The following is a 17,519-nucleotide window of genomic DNA, read 5'->3' as shown; positions in this document are numbered from 1 at the left end:
CTATGACTCAGGAAAACACGAAACGTGTTGAAATCGATGTACTTGCACTATTGCATAAACTTTGGAGTAAAAAGGTGTTCATCCTTTTTACGGCCTTTTATGTAGCTGTCTTTGCTTTCTTGGGAACTTACTTCCTAATCCAACCTACATATACGTCATCTACACGGATCTATGTGGCTAATCAAACCAATGATAGTAAAAATATTTCAGCTCAAGATTTGCAGGCTGGTACATTTTTGACAAAAGACTATAAAGAAATCATTACATCTAATGATGTCTTATCTGAAGTTATCAAGGATGAAAAATTGAAGATGACTGAAGCTGAGCTTGCTAAAATGATTTCGGTTAATATTCCTACTGATACACGTCTTATTTCGATTTCTGTAAATGCTAAAACAGGTCAAGACGCTCAACTCCTTGCTAATAAGGTACGTGAAGTTGCTTCAGAAAAAATCAAGAAAGTAACAAAAGTTGAAGATGTTACAACACTTGAAGACGCTAAATTGCCGGAATCACCATCTTCACCAAACATTATACGTAATGTACTTATTGGGGCAGTGCTTGGAGGATTCTTTGCAGTGGTTGGTGTATTGGGTCGCGAAATCTTAGATGATCGCATTCGACGTCCAGAGGATATTGAAGAGACTCTTGGAATGACACTTCTTGGAATTGTCCCTGATACAGATAAAATTTAAGGAGAAGAAATGCCTCTATTAAAGTTAGTAAAATCTAAAGTACAGTTTGCCAAACAAACAGAAGAATATTACAATGCCATTCGCACAAATATTCAATTTTCTGGTGCTCAGATGAAAGTGATTTCTATTACCTCTGTTGAAGCTGGTGAAGGAAAATCAACGACCTCTGTTAACTTAGCGATTTCATTTGCTAGTGTTGGGCTTCGAACACTTTTCATTGATGCAGATACTCGTAACTCTGTTTTGTCAGGAACCTTTAAATCAAATGTGCCTTATAAAGGTCTTTCAAATTTTCTTTCAGGAAATGCTGATTTAAATGAAACTATTTGTCAAACTAATGTTTCCGGTTTGGATGTCATTGCCTCTGGTCCTGTCCCACCTAATCCAACAAGTCTTTTACAAAATGATAATTTTAGACATTTGATGGATGTTGCTCGCAGTCGTTATGATTACGTCATCATCGATACGCCACCAATTGGTTTGGTAATTGATGCTGCTATTATTGCCCATCAGGTTGACGCAAGTCTCTTAGTTACAGCAGCTGGAAAAATTAAACGTCGCTTTGTAGCCAAAGCTATTGAACAATTGGAACAAAGTAGTTCTCAATTTTTAGGTGTCGTTCTTAATAAAGTTGATATGACAGTTGATAAATATGGGTCATACGGTTCGTATGGTTCGTATGGATCATATGGTGAGTACGGAAAAAAAGGAAGTCAGTCAAGAGCACATCGTCGTAGAAAAGGATAGCATTAATGGAGATAATGCGGCTCCTTATACATTAATATTTAATTAGGAGTTAAGAGTGAAAGAAAAACAAGAAATTCGTCGCATTGAAATTGGAGTTGTACAGTTAGTTGTGGTTGTGTTTGCAGCCTGGTTAGCTAGTAAATTACCTTACACTGAGATAACCAAAGGAAGTATGGTCATTCTAGGTGTGGTCCATGTTGTCACATACTATATCAGTAGTTATTATGAAAATCTTAAATATAGGGGCTATCTAGATGAGCTTATTGCAACTGTTAAGTATGGTGTTATATTTGCTCTAGTTATAACCTTTCTATCATTTTTTTCAGATGGTGATTTTTCGATTTCACGACGAGGCCTTCTATACGTCACTCTAATCACATGTACTTTACTATATCTGACAAATACTTTTCTAAAGTACTTCCGCTCATCCATTTATACACGCCGTAAAGGAAATAAAAATATCCTCTTAATTTCTGATCAAGCACGTCTGGAAAATGTTTTGATTCGTATGAAAGACAATATGGATGGTAGGATTACTGCGGTCTGTGTTTTGGATAATCCTTATTTTACAAATCCTTTTATTAAGAGTGTGAAACCTGAAAATCTTGTTGAATATGCTACACACTCGGTTGTTGATCAAGTGCTAATTAATCTACCTAGTGAACAATACAAAATTTGGGACTATGCCTCACCTTTTGAACTTATGGGAATTCCAGTATCCATTAATTTAAATTCACTAGAATTTATGAGTCAAGGTAAAAAACGTATCCAAAAGTTAGGCCCTTTTAACGTTGTTACATTTTCAACGCAGTTTTATAGTTACGGTGATATCGTAGCTAAACGTTTTCTCGATATCTGTGGGGCCTTATTTGGTTTGCTCTTATGTGGTTTAGTCGGAATCTTTCTTTACCCTCTTATCCGTAGGGATGGTGGACCAGCAATTTTTGCTCAAGATCGCGTAGGTGAAAATGGACGTATCTTCAAGTTTTATAAATTCCGTTCGATGCGTGTAGATGCTGAAGAAATTAAGAAGAATTTGATGTCGCAAAATCAGATGTCTGGTGGTATGTTTAAGATGGACAATGATCCACGGATTACCAAGATTGGACATTTTATTCGTAAAACGAGTCTTGATGAACTTCCACAATTTTGGAATGTTCTAAAAGGTGATATGAGTTTAGTTGGAACACGCCCTCCAACATTAGACGAATACGAATCGTATACGCCAGAACAAAAACGTCGCCTCAGCTTTAAACCAGGTATTACTGGTCTTTGGCAAGTAAGTGGTCGAAGTAAAATTACGGATTTTGATGAAGTTGTCAAACTAGACGTTGCTTATATGGACGGTTGGACAATCTGGCGCGATATAAGAATCTTATTAAAGACAATTAAAGTAGTAGTAATGAAGGATGGAGCAAAGTGATAGCTTTCTCCATTTCTTTTGATGGAGATTAAATGACAAAAACAGTTTATATCGTTGGTTCTAAGGGAATTCCAGCAAAATATGGGGGATTTGAAACCTTTGTTGAGAAGTTAACAGAGTTCCAACAAGACAAAGATATTCAGTATTATGTAGCTTGTATGCGTGAAAACTCTGCTAAATCAGGTATTACAGCAGACACTTTCGAACATAACGGTGCTAAATGCTACAATATCGACGTCCCAAATATCGGGCCTGCACGTGCCATCGCTTATGACATTGCAGCTCTTAATAAGGCCATTGAAATTGCTAAGGAAAACAATGACCAATCACCAATCTTTTATGTTTTGGCTTGCCGAATTGGTCCATTTATCTCAGGTATTAAAAAGAAAATCAAGGCTATCGGTGGTACCCTTATGGTTAACCCAGACGGTCATGAATGGCTTCGTGCGAAATGGAGTCTTCCAGTTCGTAAGTATTGGAAAATTTCTGAGCAACTCATGGTTAAACATGCAGATCTCTTGATTTGTGATAGTAAAAACATTGAGTCATATATTCAAAAGGATTATGCGAAGTATCGTCCTCAAACAACCTACATTGCCTATGGAACAGATACGACTAAATCTCGATTGACTAAAGTTGATGATAAGGTTCGCACATGGTATTTTGAAAAGGGTGTCATTGAAAACAATTATTACCTTGTTGTAGGACGCTTTGTGCCTGAAAATAACTATGAGGCTATGATTCGTGGCTTTATGGCGTCTAACTCTGACAAGGACTTTGTTCTCATTACCAATGTTGAAGAAAACAAGTTCTACGACAAGTTGCGTCAGGAAACTGGTTTTGATAAAGATTCTCGTGTTAAATTTGTCGGAACTGTCTATGACCAAGAATTGCTCAAATACATTCGTGAGAATGCTTTTGCTTACTTCCATGGTCATGAAGTAGGTGGTACCAATCCATCCCTTCTTGAGGCTCTTGAGTCTACTAAGCTCAATCTCTTATTGGATGTTGGTTTTAACCGTGAAGTCGGTGAGGATGGTGCTCTCTATTGGAAGAAAGACCAATTGGCAAGTGTCATTGACCAAGCTGAGCAATTGGATAAACAAGCTATCGAAGACCTCAATCAAAAATCAAGTAAACGTATTGCTGAAGCCTTTACTTGGGAAAAAATTGTTACAGACTACGAGAAAGTATTTAAAGGATAGAAATGCAGAAAATTTTATATCTTCACGCTGGTGCCGAAATGTATGGTGCTGACAAGGTTTTGTTGGAGCTTATTAAGGGGTTGGATAAAGATGCCTTTGAGGCTCATGTCATCTTGCCAAACAACGGTGTCTTAGTGAGTGCATTGGAAAAGGTTGGGGCTAAGGTAAAAGTTATCGATTATCCAATCTTGCGTCGTAAATATTTTAATCCTAAGGGAATTCTTGAGTATTTTGGCTCTTATAATCGTTATTCAAAGCAAATTGCTAAATATGCTAAGGATAATGACATTACTCTTATTCACAACAATACGACTGCAGTACTTGAGGGTATTTATCTCAAACGTAAGTTGAAATTACCTTTGATTTGGCATGTGCATGAAATTATTGTTAAACCAAAAGCAATCTCTGATTTTATCAACTTTTTGATGGGGCGTTATGCGGATACGATTGTGACAGTTTCAAATGCTGTTGCCAACCACGTCAAGCAGTCTCGCTTTGTAAAAAATGACCAAGTTCAAGTCATATATAATGGTGTTGATAATACCGTCTATCATGAAATGGATGCTAGTGCAGTTCGTGACCAGTTTGGTATTGCACAGGATGCTTTGGTTATCGGAATGGTTGGTCGAGTGAATGCATGGAAAGGTCAAGGCGACTTCTTAGAAGCCGTGACTCCAATCTTAAAAGCTAATCCAAAAGCAGTAGCCTTTCTGGCAGGGAGTGCTTTTGAAGGTGAAGAATGGCGAGTTGATGAGCTAGAGAAGGTTATATCAGACTCACCAGTAGCTGGACAAATCAAACGTATCGATTATTATAGCAAGACAACAGAGCTCTATAATATGTTTGATATCTTTGTCTTGCCAAGTACCAATCCAGATCCTCTACCAACTGTAGTTCTCGAATCAATGGCTTGTGGCAAACCTGTAGTCGGCTACCGTCATGGTGGTGTCTGTGAAATGGTTAAGGAAGATGAAAACGGTCTTCTTGCCACACCAAATCAGCCTGCAGAGTTGTCTAAAACTATTCAAGAATTGGCTGATAACACCGAGAAGAGAGAGCAATTTGGCAAGGCTTCTGTCAAACGCCAAAAAGAACTCTTTTCATTACAAAGTTATATTCGTAATTTCTCAGAGTTATATAAGAAGTACTAATATGAACAGCGAAACACTAAAAAATAAATTAAAACCTATCGTTTATCCAATTATTAATTTTATTCCTAGACGAAGGCTCAAGAATAAAAATTTCACTATCATTAGTGATAATTGTTGGGCTGGGAAAGTTTATCAGGAGTTGGGCTTGCCTTATCAAACACCATTTGTAGGGATGTTTGTCTTTTCGCCTGATTACATCAAAATGCTCAAGAATTTAAAACACTATTTGAGTGGAGACATCCCCTTGAAATTTGTTAAGGAATCAAAATATATCAAAGACTTTGATAATGCTTATCCACTTGCACTTCTTGATGATATTGAACTTCATTTTTTGCATTATGCAGATGAAGAAGAAGCTACTCAAAAATGGAATCGCCGTTTAAAGAGAATGCATTGGGATAATTTGTATTTCAAGTTCAATGATAATGATGCCTGTACCTATGAGTTGATGAAAGAGTTTGAAGAGCTTCCATACAAGAGTAAGGTGATTTTCTCTTCGAAGAATTATAGTGACCTACCTTCGTTGGTCCACTTTAAATCAGCTGAGAAGCAAGGCCATGTGGGTATCGATTTAAAAACTTACCACCGCTATTTTAATGCTGTTACTTGGTTGAATAAGGGTGGGGAGGATTTAACTAAATGAAAAAGATAAGACTAATTATTCCATATTTCGGAAAACTTCCAAAGTTTTTCCCTTATTTTTTGTTGACTGCCAAACGTAATCAAAAGATTGATTTCTTAATTTATACGGATCAAAAGGTTGAGCAATTTGAAATTTTAAATGCTAAAAATATAGAATTTGTAACTCTTTCTTTTGATGAGTTAAGAGAAAAAGTCCAGTCTAAGTTTGATTTTAAAATTTCTCTCAAAACACCTTACAAATTATGTGACTATAGGGTTGCTTACGGGCTTATTTTTGAAAAAGAATTAAAAGAGTATGATTACTGGGGATTTTGTGATACAGATGTCTTACTTGGTGATATTTATCAATTTCTGGAAAAGCATAGCTTTTTTGAGAATGATTATGCTCGATATGGTCTTTTTGGTCACCTCCAAATATTTAAAAATTCACAAGAGATTAACTATATATTTATGTCTGGCCAAGGTTCAAACTATCGATTGGATTATCAAAATGTCTTCACTAATGAGCAAAGTTTTATTTTTGATGAGGCAAACGGTATCCAAAAGATTTTTGAAAAATGTCATTTCAAACAACTACAAGATAAGTTTTTTGATGATATCGATATTAGTCATTTCTCATTTCGAGAATATGGTGAAAATGAACCTAAACGTTATTATTTTTGGTCAGAGGAAAATGGCTTGGAATCAATAAATTTAATCGATGGTAATATAGAGATTAATCGTCCTCTATATGTACATTTCCAAAAAAGAGTGATTAAGTGTCCTGAGTTTAGACTAGTAGATTCATTTTATGTTATACCAAATCAATTAGTTATTGGAGAGAAAATTTCTAAGGAAGAGCTTTTAGAAGTAACAAGAAATAAATTCTATTGGGCATATGTTAAATCCACAATATTAAAGAAATTTAAAAAAGAAAAATGGACATTAGGTTTTATTCGTCATAAATTAAGGATGAAGAGTTAATGGATAATATAGAATTGAGTATTATTGTACCGGTATTTAACGTTGAAGGCTATTTAAGAAGAGCCTTAGATTCCATACTTTTTCAATCATCACAAATTAGGTATGAGATTCTATTAATCGATGATGAATCGAGTGATCAAAGTGGTGAGATTTGTGATGAATATCAAAAACATTTTTCAAATGTTCTGGTAAGACATATTGAAAATCGAGGTGTAGCTGAAGCAAGAAATTTGGGTATTTCACTTTCAAGGGGTAAATATTTATATTTTATGGATCCAGATGACTTTATGTCAGAAAACTTCTTTGAGGAGATATCACATCATCTTAATAAAAAATGGGATGTTCTTTGTTTTGGTTACAATGAGATTAAAGAAAAAAATAATACTACTTTGTCTTGTCGCAAGCATAGCTATAAACATATCGGTCTTCTGAAAAAGAATGAGTTTAGGAATGAATTTATAGGGTTATTTAAAACCGATATGATGTACAATGTTTGGTCAAGAATATATAATAAGGCATTTATCTTAAAGTATGATATTCATTTTCCTAGTCGACAAATAGGAGAAGATACATTATTTAATTTTCAAGTTTACAAACATTTGGATGCTGTCTTCTTTATTAATTCAACACTCTACAATTATGTTGCGGGTAGGAGTGGCTCTGCTTTAACCAGGTTTAATCCTAAGAGAATCCAGATTCAATTAGATGAACTTCAAGAATTGCAAAAATTACTAAAACAATTCCAAATTGAAGATGAAACACTAATTCAAGAAATTAAGACTAAAATAGTTGTCAGTGCAGCTTTTCAAATTTCAAATTTAAAGTTGAGAAGACAAAAAAAAATAGAATTATTACAATCTTTAGTTGATAATGAGGCATTTGAAAGTATTTTTTTGAATAATGGAGAGCAAATTATTGGATCTTATAAGGAGTTGTTGAGAGAAAGAAACTTTTCTTTATTTCTTCGGAGATTGAGCATTGATCTTCTCACCAGAAAAAAATTTCAGATCGTTATATTTATTGAAAAAATGAAAATGAATCCATTTTTACGTAAAATTGCTTTTAAATAAATTTAGTTATTCCTATTACAGTAAAAGGGTGTTATGTTAAAAATTAAATTTGAGAACCTTTTGGTTATTATAGTTTTGTCAGTTATTATTGGACATGATGTTGTTATGACTTCCGTCCTAAATAAAACTCTCCCCCAATTACCGACTATTTTCTTGATTGGTGTTGAATTAGTGTTATTATTGAGATTTTTTTTCATTAAAAATTTTAGTATAGCTTTCATTGTTTCTGGAGTTCTTCTAATTATAACAAGCTTGTGTGTGTTTTTACATACTGGTGCTACAAACTTTCTTCTATATTCATTGTTAATTTTACTTCTTTATGATGTTGATATCGATGTTATTTTAAAAACGTATGTAGTTATTGCTGGTTCAATTGTACTAGGAGTATTCCTTTTATCAATAATTGGAGTTTTACCAAATTTGCAATTTGCACAAGTTCGTTCTTCTGGTTTGGTTATTAGGAATTCATTCGGTTTTATTTACCCTACTGACTTTGCTTCTCATTGTTTCTATTTATTCATAGCATGGGGATACTTACTAAGAGAAAAATTTATTTTCTTGAGAGTAACTGTAGGAATAGCCTTATCTATTTTCATTATTAAGTTTTGTGATGCTAGATTAAATTCATTGTCTATCCTTATCGCCGTTATCATTTTCTTAGTGATGTACTTTAATAAAGAGAAGAAATTTAAAGTATATTACTTGTTGTCCTATTCTGCAATTATTTGCTCATCATTGATGTATTATTTATCCTCTCATTTCACTTACTCTTCTCCATTTTTTGTTAAGTTAAATAATATATTTAGTATGAGGTTGTTTTTAGGTAGAAATGCACTAGATACTTACAGGTTACATCTGTTTGGAACAAATAATGTAAAGTTTATTGGTTACGGTGGTACTACTGAGTCAGTATTTAGTTATAATTACGTGGACTCCTCTTATATCCAAATGTTGTTCTACTATGGGATAGTCCCTGTAGTATTATTGGTTTTAGTATATGTTATGGCATCAATGAAAGTTTATAAAGAAGGTAAAATACTACTTCTTATCTTGCTTTCTCTAATAACAATCAATTGTATGATTGAGGCATTTTGGATTAGACCAGGATATAATATCTTTATGTTTACATTATTTGCAAGTCTTGCTTCTGTTAAGGAAATAAAAGATTAATGAAATTAAGTAGAGATAATAATAAATGAAAGTTTTAAAAAATTACGCCTACAATCTTTCCTATCAATTACTGGTCATTGTTTTACCGATTATTACGACACCTTATGTTACTAGGATTTTCAGTTCAAAGGATTTAGGTACTTATGGTTACTTTAACTCTATTGTGACCTACTTTATTCTTTTGGCGACTTTAGGTGTTGCCAATTATGGTACTAAAGAAATTTCAGGGCATCGCCAAGATATCAGAAAAAATTTCTGGGGTATTTATACTCTTCAATTGATAGCGACTATTTTGTCCCTTGCCTTGTATACATCATTGTGTTTGTTCTTTCCTGGTATGCAAAATATGGTGGCTTATATCTTAGGATTAAGCTTGATATCGAAAGGGATGGATATTTCTTGGTTATTCCAAGGCTTGGAGGATTTTCGTCGTATTACCGCAAGGAATACAACGGTGAAGGTCTTAGGTGTTTTTTCCATCTTCCTGTTTGTGAAAACACCTGGTGATTTGTATCTCTATGTTTTTCTACTAACCTTCTTCGAATTGCTTGGTCAATTGAGTATGTGGTTACCAGCCAGATCTTATATTGGTGATCCTCAATTTGATTTGTCTTACGCTAGGATACATCTCAAGCCTGTTATCTTGCTTTTTCTTCCGCAGGTTGCCATTTCATTATACGTGACTTTGGATCGTACGATGCTAGGTGCCTTGTCATCTACCAATGATGTCGGTATTTATGATCAAGCATTGAAGATTATCAATATCCTTTTAACTCTAGTGACTTCTTTAGGAAGTGTTATGCTTCCTAGGGTATCTGGTCTCCTATCTAGCGGTGATTATAAGGCTGTTAACAAGATGCATGAACTTTCTTTCTTGATTTATAATCTGGTAATTTTCCCGATTATAGCAGGTTTATTGATTGTCAATAAGGACTTTGTGAGTTTCTTCCTAGGGAAAGATTTCCAAGAGGCTTATCTTGCTATTGCCATCATGGTCTTTAGGATGTTCTTCATTGGATGGACAAATATTATGGGGATTCAGATTTTGATTCCACATAATAAACATCGTGAGTTTATGCTCTCTACGACTATTCCGGCAGTTGTTAGTGTGGGACTTAATCTCTTGTTAATTCCCCCATTTGGTTTTGTCGGAGCCTCTATTGTTTCAGTTTTAACAGAGGCTTTGGTATGGGGCATCCAACTGAAATTTTCAAGGGTATTCATGAAAAATGTGTCTATCCTTCCAGCTATGTCTAAAATCATTTTAGCATCAGTTGTCATGTATCTTGGGCTCTTTGTCTTTAAGATGTTTGTCCAATTTAAACCTATGGCAAATGTAGCAGTAGATGGCTTTGTGGGAGCTATTATTTATGTCATTTTAATTTTTGTCTTGCGTGTCGTTGATATAAAAGACTTGAAGCAACAGTTAATGAAAAACTAAGGAGAAGAATATGTACGATTATCTTATCGTTGGTGCTGGTTTGTCTGGAGCCATTTTCGCACATGAAGCTACAAAACGTGGTAAAAAGGTAAAAGTGATTGACAAGCGTGATCACATCGGTGGGAACATCTACTGTGAGGAGGTTGAAGGTATCAATGTTCACAAGTATGGTGCCCACATTTTCCATACGTCCAATAAAAAAGTATGGGACTATGTCAACCAATTCGCTGAGTTTAACAACTATATCAACTCACCGGTGGCTAACTACAAGGGAAGCCTCTACAATCTTCCATTCAACATGAATACCTTCTACGCTATGTGGGGGACCAAGACTCCACAAGAAGTTAAGGACAAGATTGCTGAGCAAACGGCTGATATGAAAGATGTTGAGCCTAAAAACCTTGAAGAACAAGCAATCAAGTTGATTGGTCCAGATATCTATGAAAAGTTGATCAAAGGATATACGGAAAAACAATGGGGACGTTCTGCAACAGACCTTCCACCATTTATCATCAAACGTCTTCCAGTCCGCTTGACCTTTGATAACAACTACTTTAATGACCGTTACCAAGGTATTCCAATCGGTGGTTACAATGTCATTATTGAAAACATGCTTGGCGATGTGGAAGTGGAACTTGGTGTTGATTTCTTTGCTAATCGTGAAGAGCTTGAAGCTTCAGCGAAAAAAGTGGTCTTTACAGGGATGATTGACCAGTACTTTGACTACAAGCATGGGGAGTTGGAGTACCGCAGCTTGCGTTTTGAACACGAAATCTTGGATGAGGAAAATCATCAAGGTAATGCTGTAGTCAACTACACAGAGCGTAAGATTCCTTATACTCGTATCATTGAGCATAAGCACTTTGAGTATGGAACCCAACCAAAGACTGTCATCACACGTGAATACCCAGCTGATTGGAAACGTGGAGACGAACCATACTACCCAATCAATGATGAAAAGAACAATATTATGTTTGCCAAGTACCAAGAAGAAGCTGAGAAAAATGACAATGTTATCTTCTGTGGACGTTTGGCAGACTATAAATACTACGACATGCATGTGGTCATTGAGCGTGCTCTAGAAGTCGTTGAGAAAGAATTTACTACATGACACAAGAAAAAATTGATATCGTTGTTCTCTGGGTCGATGGTAGTGATCCAAAGTTTATCCGTGAGAAACAAGCTGTGACTGGTCAAGTTGCTTATTTAGACGAAGAAATTGATGGAGAGCAACGTTACCGTGATTATGGTATTTTTAATTACTGGTTTCGAATGATTGAAAAACATGCCCCTTGGGTGAATAATGTTTATTTAATTACCAATGGGCAAAAGCCTGACTGGTTGAATTTAGAGCATCCGAAACTCAGATGGATTACTCATAAGGAATTCATTCCAGAAGAGTATCTGCCTACCTATAATTCTGCTGCTATTGAGCTTAACTTCCATCGGATTGAAGGATTGTCGGAGAATTATTTGTATTTCAATGATGATATGTACTTAATCAGAGACAGTCAGCCTTCAGATTTTTATAAGAATGGACAACCCAAGCTTTTAGCTGTATATGATGCTTTGGTTCCTTGGTCACCTTTTACGAATACTTATCACAATAATGTTGAGTTAATCTATCGCCATTTTCCTAATAAGAAGGCCCTAAAGTCTTCGCCCTGGAAATTTTTTAACTACCGCTATGGGCATTTAGTTATTAAAAACTTGCTACTTTTGCCATGGGGGCCAACAGGCTATGTGAACCAGCATTTACCTGTTCCTATGAAAAAGAGTACCTTGGCGCATTTATGGGAAATTGAAGCAGAAACGTTAGATAAAACGTCACGAAATAAAATTAGAGACTATGGAGTGGATGTTAATCAATACATCTGTCAGCATTGGCAAATTGAAAGTAATCAGTTTTATCCTGTATCAAAGAATTTTGGAGAGTCGATAGGTGTAAATCAAGTTGATAGGTTAGAGAGTATCTTTAAAGATAAACATAAAAAGCTACTTTGTGTGAATGACGATGTTGACTTTAAAGAGGAGAATATCATTCGTTTTAAGGAAATCTTGAAAGAGCGCTATCCTGAGAAATCAGCTTTTGAAAAATGAGAAATAAGAGATGAAATACTATTTAAAAGAAGAATTTTTACACGATAACAATGTTAAAAATGCGGGTAATAAGGCACGGAATGATGTTGAAGAAATTGTAAAGAGAGAAGGGTATCAGGCCTTGGTTTTTTCGGTTGATAATTGGTACAATATGAGTATAATAAAGGCTCAAATACATAAGGCTAAATCATTCAGCCACTCTTTAAATCGTTTGAATAAAGGGGATGAACTTCTAATTCAATTTCCAATGCTTCATCATAGTTTTTTCACTACTTTACTTGTTAAAAAAGCAAGAAAAAGAGGTGTGAAAATTCAGTTTATCATCCATGATTTGGATGCCCTTCGTTTTATGAATAGTCAATCTGCTCCATTAAAACAGAGAGTTCGAATGAAAATCCAGGAGTCAGGTCTTTTAGGTGTAGCTGATGGCATTATTGCCCACAATCCAATTATGAAATCTGTTTTGGTGGATAAAGGGGTCGATGCAGATAAGATTATTAGCCTTGGCATTTTCGACTATTTGATTCCAAATTTCCAAGAGAAGACAGGTCTTACTAAAACTCAGCCAATTATTGTGGCTGGTAACTTGGCACAAGAAAAAGCTGGCTATCTTTACTCACTTCCTGAAGAACCTGCTTACAACCTTTATGGTGTTGGCTTTGACGAGAGCAGAGCTCTTACGAATGAGACTTACTTTGGGTCTTTCCTACCTGACGAGCTACCATCAGTTCTTGAGGGTGGTTTTGGGCTTGTCTGGGATGGTGATAGCGCTGAGACATGTAGTGGTGTATTTGGTGAGTATCTACGCTATAACAACTCTCACAAGGCGTCACTATACTTGGCCTCAGGTTTTCCGCTTGTGGTTTGGAAACAGTCTGCCTTGTCTCACTTTGTTCTTGAGAACGGCTGTGGGATTGCAGTAGAGTCGCTTCATGATTTGAAGGCGACAATCGACAATCTTTCAGATACTGATTACCAAGACTTGGTTGAAAATGCTAAGTGTGTTGGTAAAGGCATCCGTGATGGTCACTATCTGATTACAGCATTAAACAATTTGAAATAAGAAAATCCTCATGTTGTGAGGATTTTTTGTATTATTTAGAGATTTCAAATTGGTATTGGGTTCCTGGAACTGTTCCATTTGAAAAGATTGATTTAATATAGTCGCCGTAAGTGATTGACTTGGATTTTCCTGCTTTTACCAGCTTTTGATCACGCCATATATTTGGATCAGTAGCATTGCTGTCACGCTTGGCGAGATAGAGGTACTCAATATAGGTTCTGTCATCAACAAATGCTCCAGCAACTTTTTCCTTACCATTGTCAGATCGGGTGTACATGCGAGTCGTTCCACCACCATCAAGTAAGAAAGCTAAGCGAATATTTGAGTAGCCTACATTTTTTAAAAGATTATAAATATCTTCGTGATTTAATCCTTTATTGAGAGAAGTGTGGCCGTAGGTTTGGACAATACGGATAATACCATCATAGGTCTCGACGTAAATAGAACGAGCATTTGGTTGGTCAGGATCACCTTTTTCCCAAGTTTTATCTAGCTTTTTATCCTTAATGATAATTCCGAAGGCACCTGTATCCCAACCGTTACTTCCCATGTGGGTAAACATTTTAGCTGTGTCTATATTTGGGTAGGTTCCGGCAGTGATATTATTTTGATCATCTCCATATAGAAGGCCTGTTTTGCCAAGTTCGATTTCTTTTTGAGCGAAAGGGCGATCTAGACCCTCATAAGACCAAAAACCTGAGTTAATCAGAGCAAGAGCATCTCGCCGCTTAGCTTCGTGCCTAATACTTTGCTCTGTAAGTTCAGGATTATTATCTTTGGTTTTTCCTTTTTGTAGGACATATTTTCCGTCCTTTTTGAAAGATAAAATTTGCATGTCTACATTTTTAATACTGCCTTTTTCAAGTAGGACAGATTGGTCGAGGAGCTCTTTATTCTTTATAGTAAAGCTTAATCCATCCTTATTTGATGGCATGGAGAGTTTCTTAATATCTCGGTTGCTAAAGTAGATGGTGAGGTAGAGCAGTCCACCAACGATGGCACCTATCATTAGAAGAGAAAATAGTATTCTTAAAATATTCTTCAATTTCATACAATCATTATAAACAATCTGGGCTTACAAAACAATCCTAAGATCATTAAATATCCAAGAATAGTATCAGTTTTTCCTAGTATGGTACTGGTAAGCGTTTTCTAAAAGGGTTATAATAGGGATAAGTTAGTCAAGGAGGTGCTTTATGACCATTAAGGTGATTGCAACAGATATGGATGGAACATTTTTAGATGATGAAGGAAGCTATGACAAGGAGCGCTTTCGTCAGATTTTAGATGTCATGGCTGCGCGTGATATGCACTTTGTCGTTGCATCAGGTAATAGTATGAGTCGACTTAAACCCATGTTTGAGGAGACTTTTGACCGTCTGCATTTTGTAGCTGAAAATGGAGGTCAGGTGGTTAGCTATGGTAAGCTTCTGTGTCAGGAGTTTATGGCATCAAATGATGTTGAAAACCTGCTAAGCTATTTCAATTATGATTTGTTAGATAGGCCAACTATATTTAATGGTGCTCAAAGCTACTATATGTTAAAAGGGTCTAGGGTTAATTTTGCTGAGATGATAACAGAAGAAGAGCAAGCCGCCATGGAAGCATCGATTCAACGTTTGAATGGGCTGGAGGAGTTAGATGATGATTTCATCAAGATTACCATGTTGCTGAGTCCTGAAGAGGCTAATCGTGTTTCAAAGGCTTTTAATCGTGATTTTGATGGCAATCTAGTTGCTGTTCCCAGTGGTTTTGGTGCCATTGATTTCATTCAAAAAGGTATTCACAAGGCTTGGGGACTTAAGCAGCTTCTTAACCATTGGGGCTTATCTGAGTCCAATGTCATGGCTTTTGGTGATGGAGATAATGATCTTGAGCTCTTGCAAATGGCTGGCCGCTCTTATGCTATGGAAAATGCCAGTCCAGCTATTTTGCAAGTGGCCGATCAGATTGCTCCCCACCACAAAGACCAAGGAGTCTTGACTGTCTTAGAAGATTATTTAGGATTGGTTTAATGAAAGTGTAGTAGAGTAATGAAGTTATATTTAATGCGACATGGTGAGACACTATTTAATACACAAAAGCGTGTTCAGGGCTGGTGTGACTCGCCCTTGACTGAAAATGGGATTTGGCAGGCAGAACAAGCCAAGCAGTACTTTGCGAAGAAAGGGATTTCTTTTGATGCTGTCTACTCCTCTACGCAAGAAAGAACTACTGATACGGCAAAGATTGTGGCGCCTGACTATTCGGTAACCCAGCTCAAGGGAATTAAAGAAATGAACTTTGGGTCTTTTGAAGCTCAACCAGAGCACCTCCTCCCCAAACATCGACCAGGTTCACGATCCTTTGAAGATCTCTTGGTCCCATACGGTGGTGAAGATATTCGCGAGGTTGGTCAGAGGGTCTTAAAGACTGTCTTAGAGAAAGCAGAAGCACACACTAAAGATGGTGATGAGAATCTCCTATTTGTCAGTCATGGGGCAGCTTTATGGGGACTAATCATTTTCATGGACTTGGCTTTTCCTGAAGGAGTGGGCTTTGGAAATTGTAATGTTTGTGTTTATGATTATAACCAAGGTCAATTGGAGCTTCTTCAGGTGATTGATCCGATTTCTGGTTTAGAGGTAACATTATGAAAGAATTTTATTTAATGAGACATGGGCAAACGCGATTTAACGCTCAACATAGGATTCAAGGGGTCTGCGATGCTCCCTTGACGGAACTTGGGATTGAACAGGCTAGGAAGGCTGGTCAGTATCTAGCCAAGCAGGAGCCGATTTTTGATCAGGTCTTTACTTCAACCTCTGAGAGAGCTAGTGATACCCTAGAAATCGTGACTGGAAGAACAGATTATGAAAGGTTTAAAGGGCTTAAGGAACAAGATTTTGGTGCCTTCGAGGGACAGCCAGAGTACCTTAATCCTAAACTCTTACCGGATGGTCAAGGCTATGGGGAATATTTTGTTCAATTTGGTGGTGAGAGTGCTACTCAAGTTAAAGATCGTATGGAGTTAACTGTAAGGGCTATTATGGAGAGTGTGGCTGAGGGATCTAAGTCTTTGATTGTTAGTCATGGTGCTGCCATAGCACAGTTCTTTAGACGTGTTTTAGATCCTGTCCCAGATATTCGTGGTCTTAAAAATTGTTGCATCTTACATTTTACTTATGATCAAGGGCAATTTGAACTGGTTTCAGTATATAATCCTGTAGAAGAAGAGTATATCTATGGAGGCGAAGAATGACACGGCTCTATTTAATGCGACATGGACAGACACTTTTTAACACACTTAATCGGATTCAAGGTTGGTGTGATTCTCCTTTGACTGAGAAAGGTCGGGACCAAGCTCGTCAGGTCCGTGCTTATTTTGAAAAACATGATATGACTTTTGATCAGTATTATTGCACGACAACCGAAAGAGCTTCTGATACCATTGAATTGGCGACTGGGCGTACTGATTATCATCGTATCAAGGGGCTTAAAGAAATGCATTTTGGTATTTTTGAAGGTCAGCCAGAGTATCTTCATCCCAAGACATCTATAGTGGGGCATTTTGGTGACCACTATGCCCAGTTTGGTGGGGAAAGTCAAGATCAGTTTGTTACGCGTGTGGTTGCGAGTGCTAAGGAGATAGTAGATAAGCATCCTGACCAATCTATTTTAGCTGTTAGTCACGCTGGAGCCTTGATGACTTTTCTTCATGCTGTTGAGCCGGAGCGGGCGTTTGAGTCGTGTCCAGGCAATTGTGCCATCTTAGTTTTTGATTACGATGGATCTAGCTTCCACTTTGTCAAGCTGATAGATCCAATAGCTGATCAAGAGACGGTGGAATTTTAGCGGATTTCTATAATC

General features: G+C 36.5%; 18 protein-coding genes. 17 read left to right on the top strand and 1 reads right to left on the bottom strand.

All coding sequences use genetic code 11. From position 1 onward, the window contains the following. Window positions 1-2: 2 nt before the first annotated feature. The 13 genes from RDY04_RS05135 to RDY04_RS05075 are packed head-to-tail and all read left to right on the top strand — an operon-like array spanning window position 3 to window position 13,670. Window positions 3-695: a capsular polysaccharide biosynthesis protein gene (locus RDY04_RS05135; RefSeq protein ID WP_303950851.1), complete on the top strand. Its 693-nt coding sequence runs from the start codon at window positions 3-5 to the stop codon at window positions 693-695. A gap of 9 nt (window positions 696-704) precedes the next feature. Beyond that, window positions 705-1,442, top strand: a complete 738-nt coding sequence (locus RDY04_RS05130) for a tyrosine-protein kinase (RefSeq protein ID WP_303950849.1) — start codon at window positions 705-707, stop codon at window positions 1,440-1,442. A gap of 55 nt (window positions 1,443-1,497) precedes the next feature. After that, the gene (locus RDY04_RS05125) at window positions 1,498-2,865 is read left to right on the top strand and encodes a sugar transferase (RefSeq protein ID WP_154864504.1); all 1,368 of its coding nucleotides are present in this window, start codon (window positions 1,498-1,500) and stop codon (window positions 2,863-2,865) included. A 32-nt stretch (window positions 2,866-2,897) separates the two neighbouring features. After that, window positions 2,898-4,070 (top strand): beta 1-4 rhamnosyltransferase Cps2T, encoded by a 1,173-nt coding sequence (cps2T, locus tag RDY04_RS05120; protein WP_303950845.1) that lies wholly within the window; start codon window positions 2,898-2,900, stop codon window positions 4,068-4,070. Window positions 4,071-4,072: 2 nt separating this feature from the next. Continuing rightward, window positions 4,073-5,221, top strand: coding sequence for a glycosyltransferase family 4 protein (locus tag RDY04_RS05115; RefSeq protein WP_303950842.1), 1,149 nt, complete (start codon window positions 4,073-4,075; stop codon window positions 5,219-5,221). A gap of 1 nt (window position 5,222) precedes the next feature. Beyond that, entirely contained in the window at window positions 5,223-5,864 is a 642-nt protein-coding gene (locus tag RDY04_RS05110; protein ID WP_303950840.1) for a DUF1919 domain-containing protein, read from the top strand. After that, window positions 5,861-6,826 carry a DUF6625 family protein gene (locus RDY04_RS05105; RefSeq protein WP_303950838.1) on the top strand — a complete coding sequence of 322 codons (966 nt, stop codon included), beginning with the start codon at window positions 5,861-5,863 and terminating at the stop codon, window positions 6,824-6,826. The genes RDY04_RS05110 and RDY04_RS05105 overlap by 4 nt, the downstream gene beginning before the upstream one ends. After that, a complete protein-coding gene (locus RDY04_RS05100) occupies window positions 6,826-7,896 on the top strand; it encodes a glycosyltransferase family A protein (protein ID WP_303950835.1) in 1,071 nt (356 codons plus the stop codon). Before RDY04_RS05105 ends, RDY04_RS05100 begins: the two co-directional genes overlap by 1 nt. 33 nt (window positions 7,897-7,929) lie before the next feature. Further along, complete coding sequence (locus RDY04_RS05095) at window positions 7,930-9,066, top strand: polysaccharide polymerase (RefSeq protein ID WP_303950832.1); 1,137 nt, start codon at window positions 7,930-7,932, stop codon at window positions 9,064-9,066. Between the two features lie 25 nt (window positions 9,067-9,091). Then, window positions 9,092-10,507 (top strand): flippase, encoded by a 1,416-nt coding sequence (locus RDY04_RS05090; RefSeq protein ID WP_303950829.1) that lies wholly within the window; start codon window positions 9,092-9,094, stop codon window positions 10,505-10,507. 10 nt (window positions 10,508-10,517) lie between these two features. After that, window positions 10,518-11,618 carry a UDP-galactopyranose mutase gene (gene glf / locus RDY04_RS05085; protein WP_303950827.1) on the top strand — a complete coding sequence of 367 codons (1,101 nt, stop codon included), beginning with the start codon at window positions 10,518-10,520 and terminating at the stop codon, window positions 11,616-11,618. Beyond that, window positions 11,615-12,607 (top strand): stealth family protein, encoded by a 993-nt coding sequence (locus RDY04_RS05080; protein ID WP_303950824.1) that lies wholly within the window; start codon window positions 11,615-11,617, stop codon window positions 12,605-12,607. Before glf ends, RDY04_RS05080 begins: the two co-directional genes overlap by 4 nt. 10 nt (window positions 12,608-12,617) lie before the next feature. Beyond that, entirely contained in the window at window positions 12,618-13,670 is a 1,053-nt protein-coding gene (locus RDY04_RS05075) for a galactofuranosyltransferase (protein WP_303950822.1), read from the top strand. Between the two features lie 31 nt (window positions 13,671-13,701). Here the strand turns inward: RDY04_RS05075 and RDY04_RS05070 are convergent, their stop codons facing one another. Then, window positions 13,702-14,721: a phosphodiester glycosidase family protein gene (locus tag RDY04_RS05070; protein ID WP_303950821.1), complete on the bottom strand. Its 1,020-nt coding sequence runs from the start codon at window positions 14,719-14,721 to the stop codon at window positions 13,702-13,704. 145 nt (window positions 14,722-14,866) lie between these two features. Between RDY04_RS05070 and RDY04_RS05065 the strand changes: the two genes are divergently transcribed. The 4 genes from RDY04_RS05065 to RDY04_RS05050 are packed head-to-tail and all read left to right on the top strand — an operon-like array spanning window position 14,867 to window position 17,504. After that, window positions 14,867-15,685, top strand: a complete 819-nt coding sequence (locus RDY04_RS05065) for a Cof-type HAD-IIB family hydrolase (RefSeq protein WP_303950820.1) — start codon at window positions 14,867-14,869, stop codon at window positions 15,683-15,685. An 18-nt stretch (window positions 15,686-15,703) separates the two neighbouring features. Then, entirely contained in the window at window positions 15,704-16,306 is a 603-nt protein-coding gene (locus tag RDY04_RS05060) for a histidine phosphatase family protein (protein WP_303950818.1), read from the top strand. Beyond that, window positions 16,303-16,911, top strand: coding sequence for a histidine phosphatase family protein (locus RDY04_RS05055; RefSeq protein ID WP_303950815.1), 609 nt, complete (start codon window positions 16,303-16,305; stop codon window positions 16,909-16,911). Before RDY04_RS05060 ends, RDY04_RS05055 begins: the two co-directional genes overlap by 4 nt. Next, window positions 16,908-17,504 carry a histidine phosphatase family protein gene (locus RDY04_RS05050; protein WP_303950813.1) on the top strand — a complete coding sequence of 199 codons (597 nt, stop codon included), beginning with the start codon at window positions 16,908-16,910 and terminating at the stop codon, window positions 17,502-17,504. The genes RDY04_RS05055 and RDY04_RS05050 overlap by 4 nt, the downstream gene beginning before the upstream one ends. Window positions 17,505-17,519 lie beyond the last annotated feature (15 nt).

It is taken from the genome of uncultured Streptococcus sp., assembly GCF_902463925.1.
Lineage (GTDB): Bacteria > Bacillota > Bacilli > Lactobacillales > Streptococcaceae > Streptococcus.
The sequence above is the reverse complement of the archived record's forward strand: the minus strand, read 5'-3'. Positions and strand labels throughout refer to the sequence as shown.

Coding starts and splice junctions, on each gene's coding strand:
- RDY04_RS05135 (WP_303950851.1), top strand. CDS start 3: ATGACTCAGGAAAACACGAAACGTGTTGAAATCGATGTACTTGCACTA.
- RDY04_RS05130 (WP_303950849.1), top strand. CDS start 705: ATGCCTCTATTAAAGTTAGTAAAATCTAAAGTACAGTTTGCCAAACAA.
- cps2T (WP_303950845.1), top strand. CDS start 2,898: ATGACAAAAACAGTTTATATCGTTGGTTCTAAGGGAATTCCAGCAAAA.
- RDY04_RS05115 (WP_303950842.1), top strand. CDS start 4,073: ATGCAGAAAATTTTATATCTTCACGCTGGTGCCGAAATGTATGGTGCT.
- RDY04_RS05110 (WP_303950840.1), top strand. CDS start 5,223: ATGAACAGCGAAACACTAAAAAATAAATTAAAACCTATCGTTTATCCA.
- RDY04_RS05105 (WP_303950838.1), top strand. CDS start 5,861: ATGAAAAAGATAAGACTAATTATTCCATATTTCGGAAAACTTCCAAAG.
- RDY04_RS05100 (WP_303950835.1), top strand. CDS start 6,826: ATGGATAATATAGAATTGAGTATTATTGTACCGGTATTTAACGTTGAA.
- RDY04_RS05095 (WP_303950832.1), top strand. CDS start 7,930: ATGTTAAAAATTAAATTTGAGAACCTTTTGGTTATTATAGTTTTGTCA.
- RDY04_RS05090 (WP_303950829.1), top strand. CDS start 9,092: ATGAAAGTTTTAAAAAATTACGCCTACAATCTTTCCTATCAATTACTG.
- glf (WP_303950827.1), top strand. CDS start 10,518: ATGTACGATTATCTTATCGTTGGTGCTGGTTTGTCTGGAGCCATTTTC.
- RDY04_RS05080 (WP_303950824.1), top strand. CDS start 11,615: ATGACACAAGAAAAAATTGATATCGTTGTTCTCTGGGTCGATGGTAGT.
- RDY04_RS05075 (WP_303950822.1), top strand. CDS start 12,618: ATGAAATACTATTTAAAAGAAGAATTTTTACACGATAACAATGTTAAA.
- RDY04_RS05070 (WP_303950821.1), bottom strand. CDS start 14,721: ATGAAATTGAAGAATATTTTAAGAATACTATTTTCTCTTCTAATGATA.
- RDY04_RS05065 (WP_303950820.1), top strand. CDS start 14,867: ATGACCATTAAGGTGATTGCAACAGATATGGATGGAACATTTTTAGAT.
- RDY04_RS05060 (WP_303950818.1), top strand. CDS start 15,704: ATGAAGTTATATTTAATGCGACATGGTGAGACACTATTTAATACACAA.
- RDY04_RS05055 (WP_303950815.1), top strand. CDS start 16,303: ATGAAAGAATTTTATTTAATGAGACATGGGCAAACGCGATTTAACGCT.
- RDY04_RS05050 (WP_303950813.1), top strand. CDS start 16,908: ATGACACGGCTCTATTTAATGCGACATGGACAGACACTTTTTAACACA.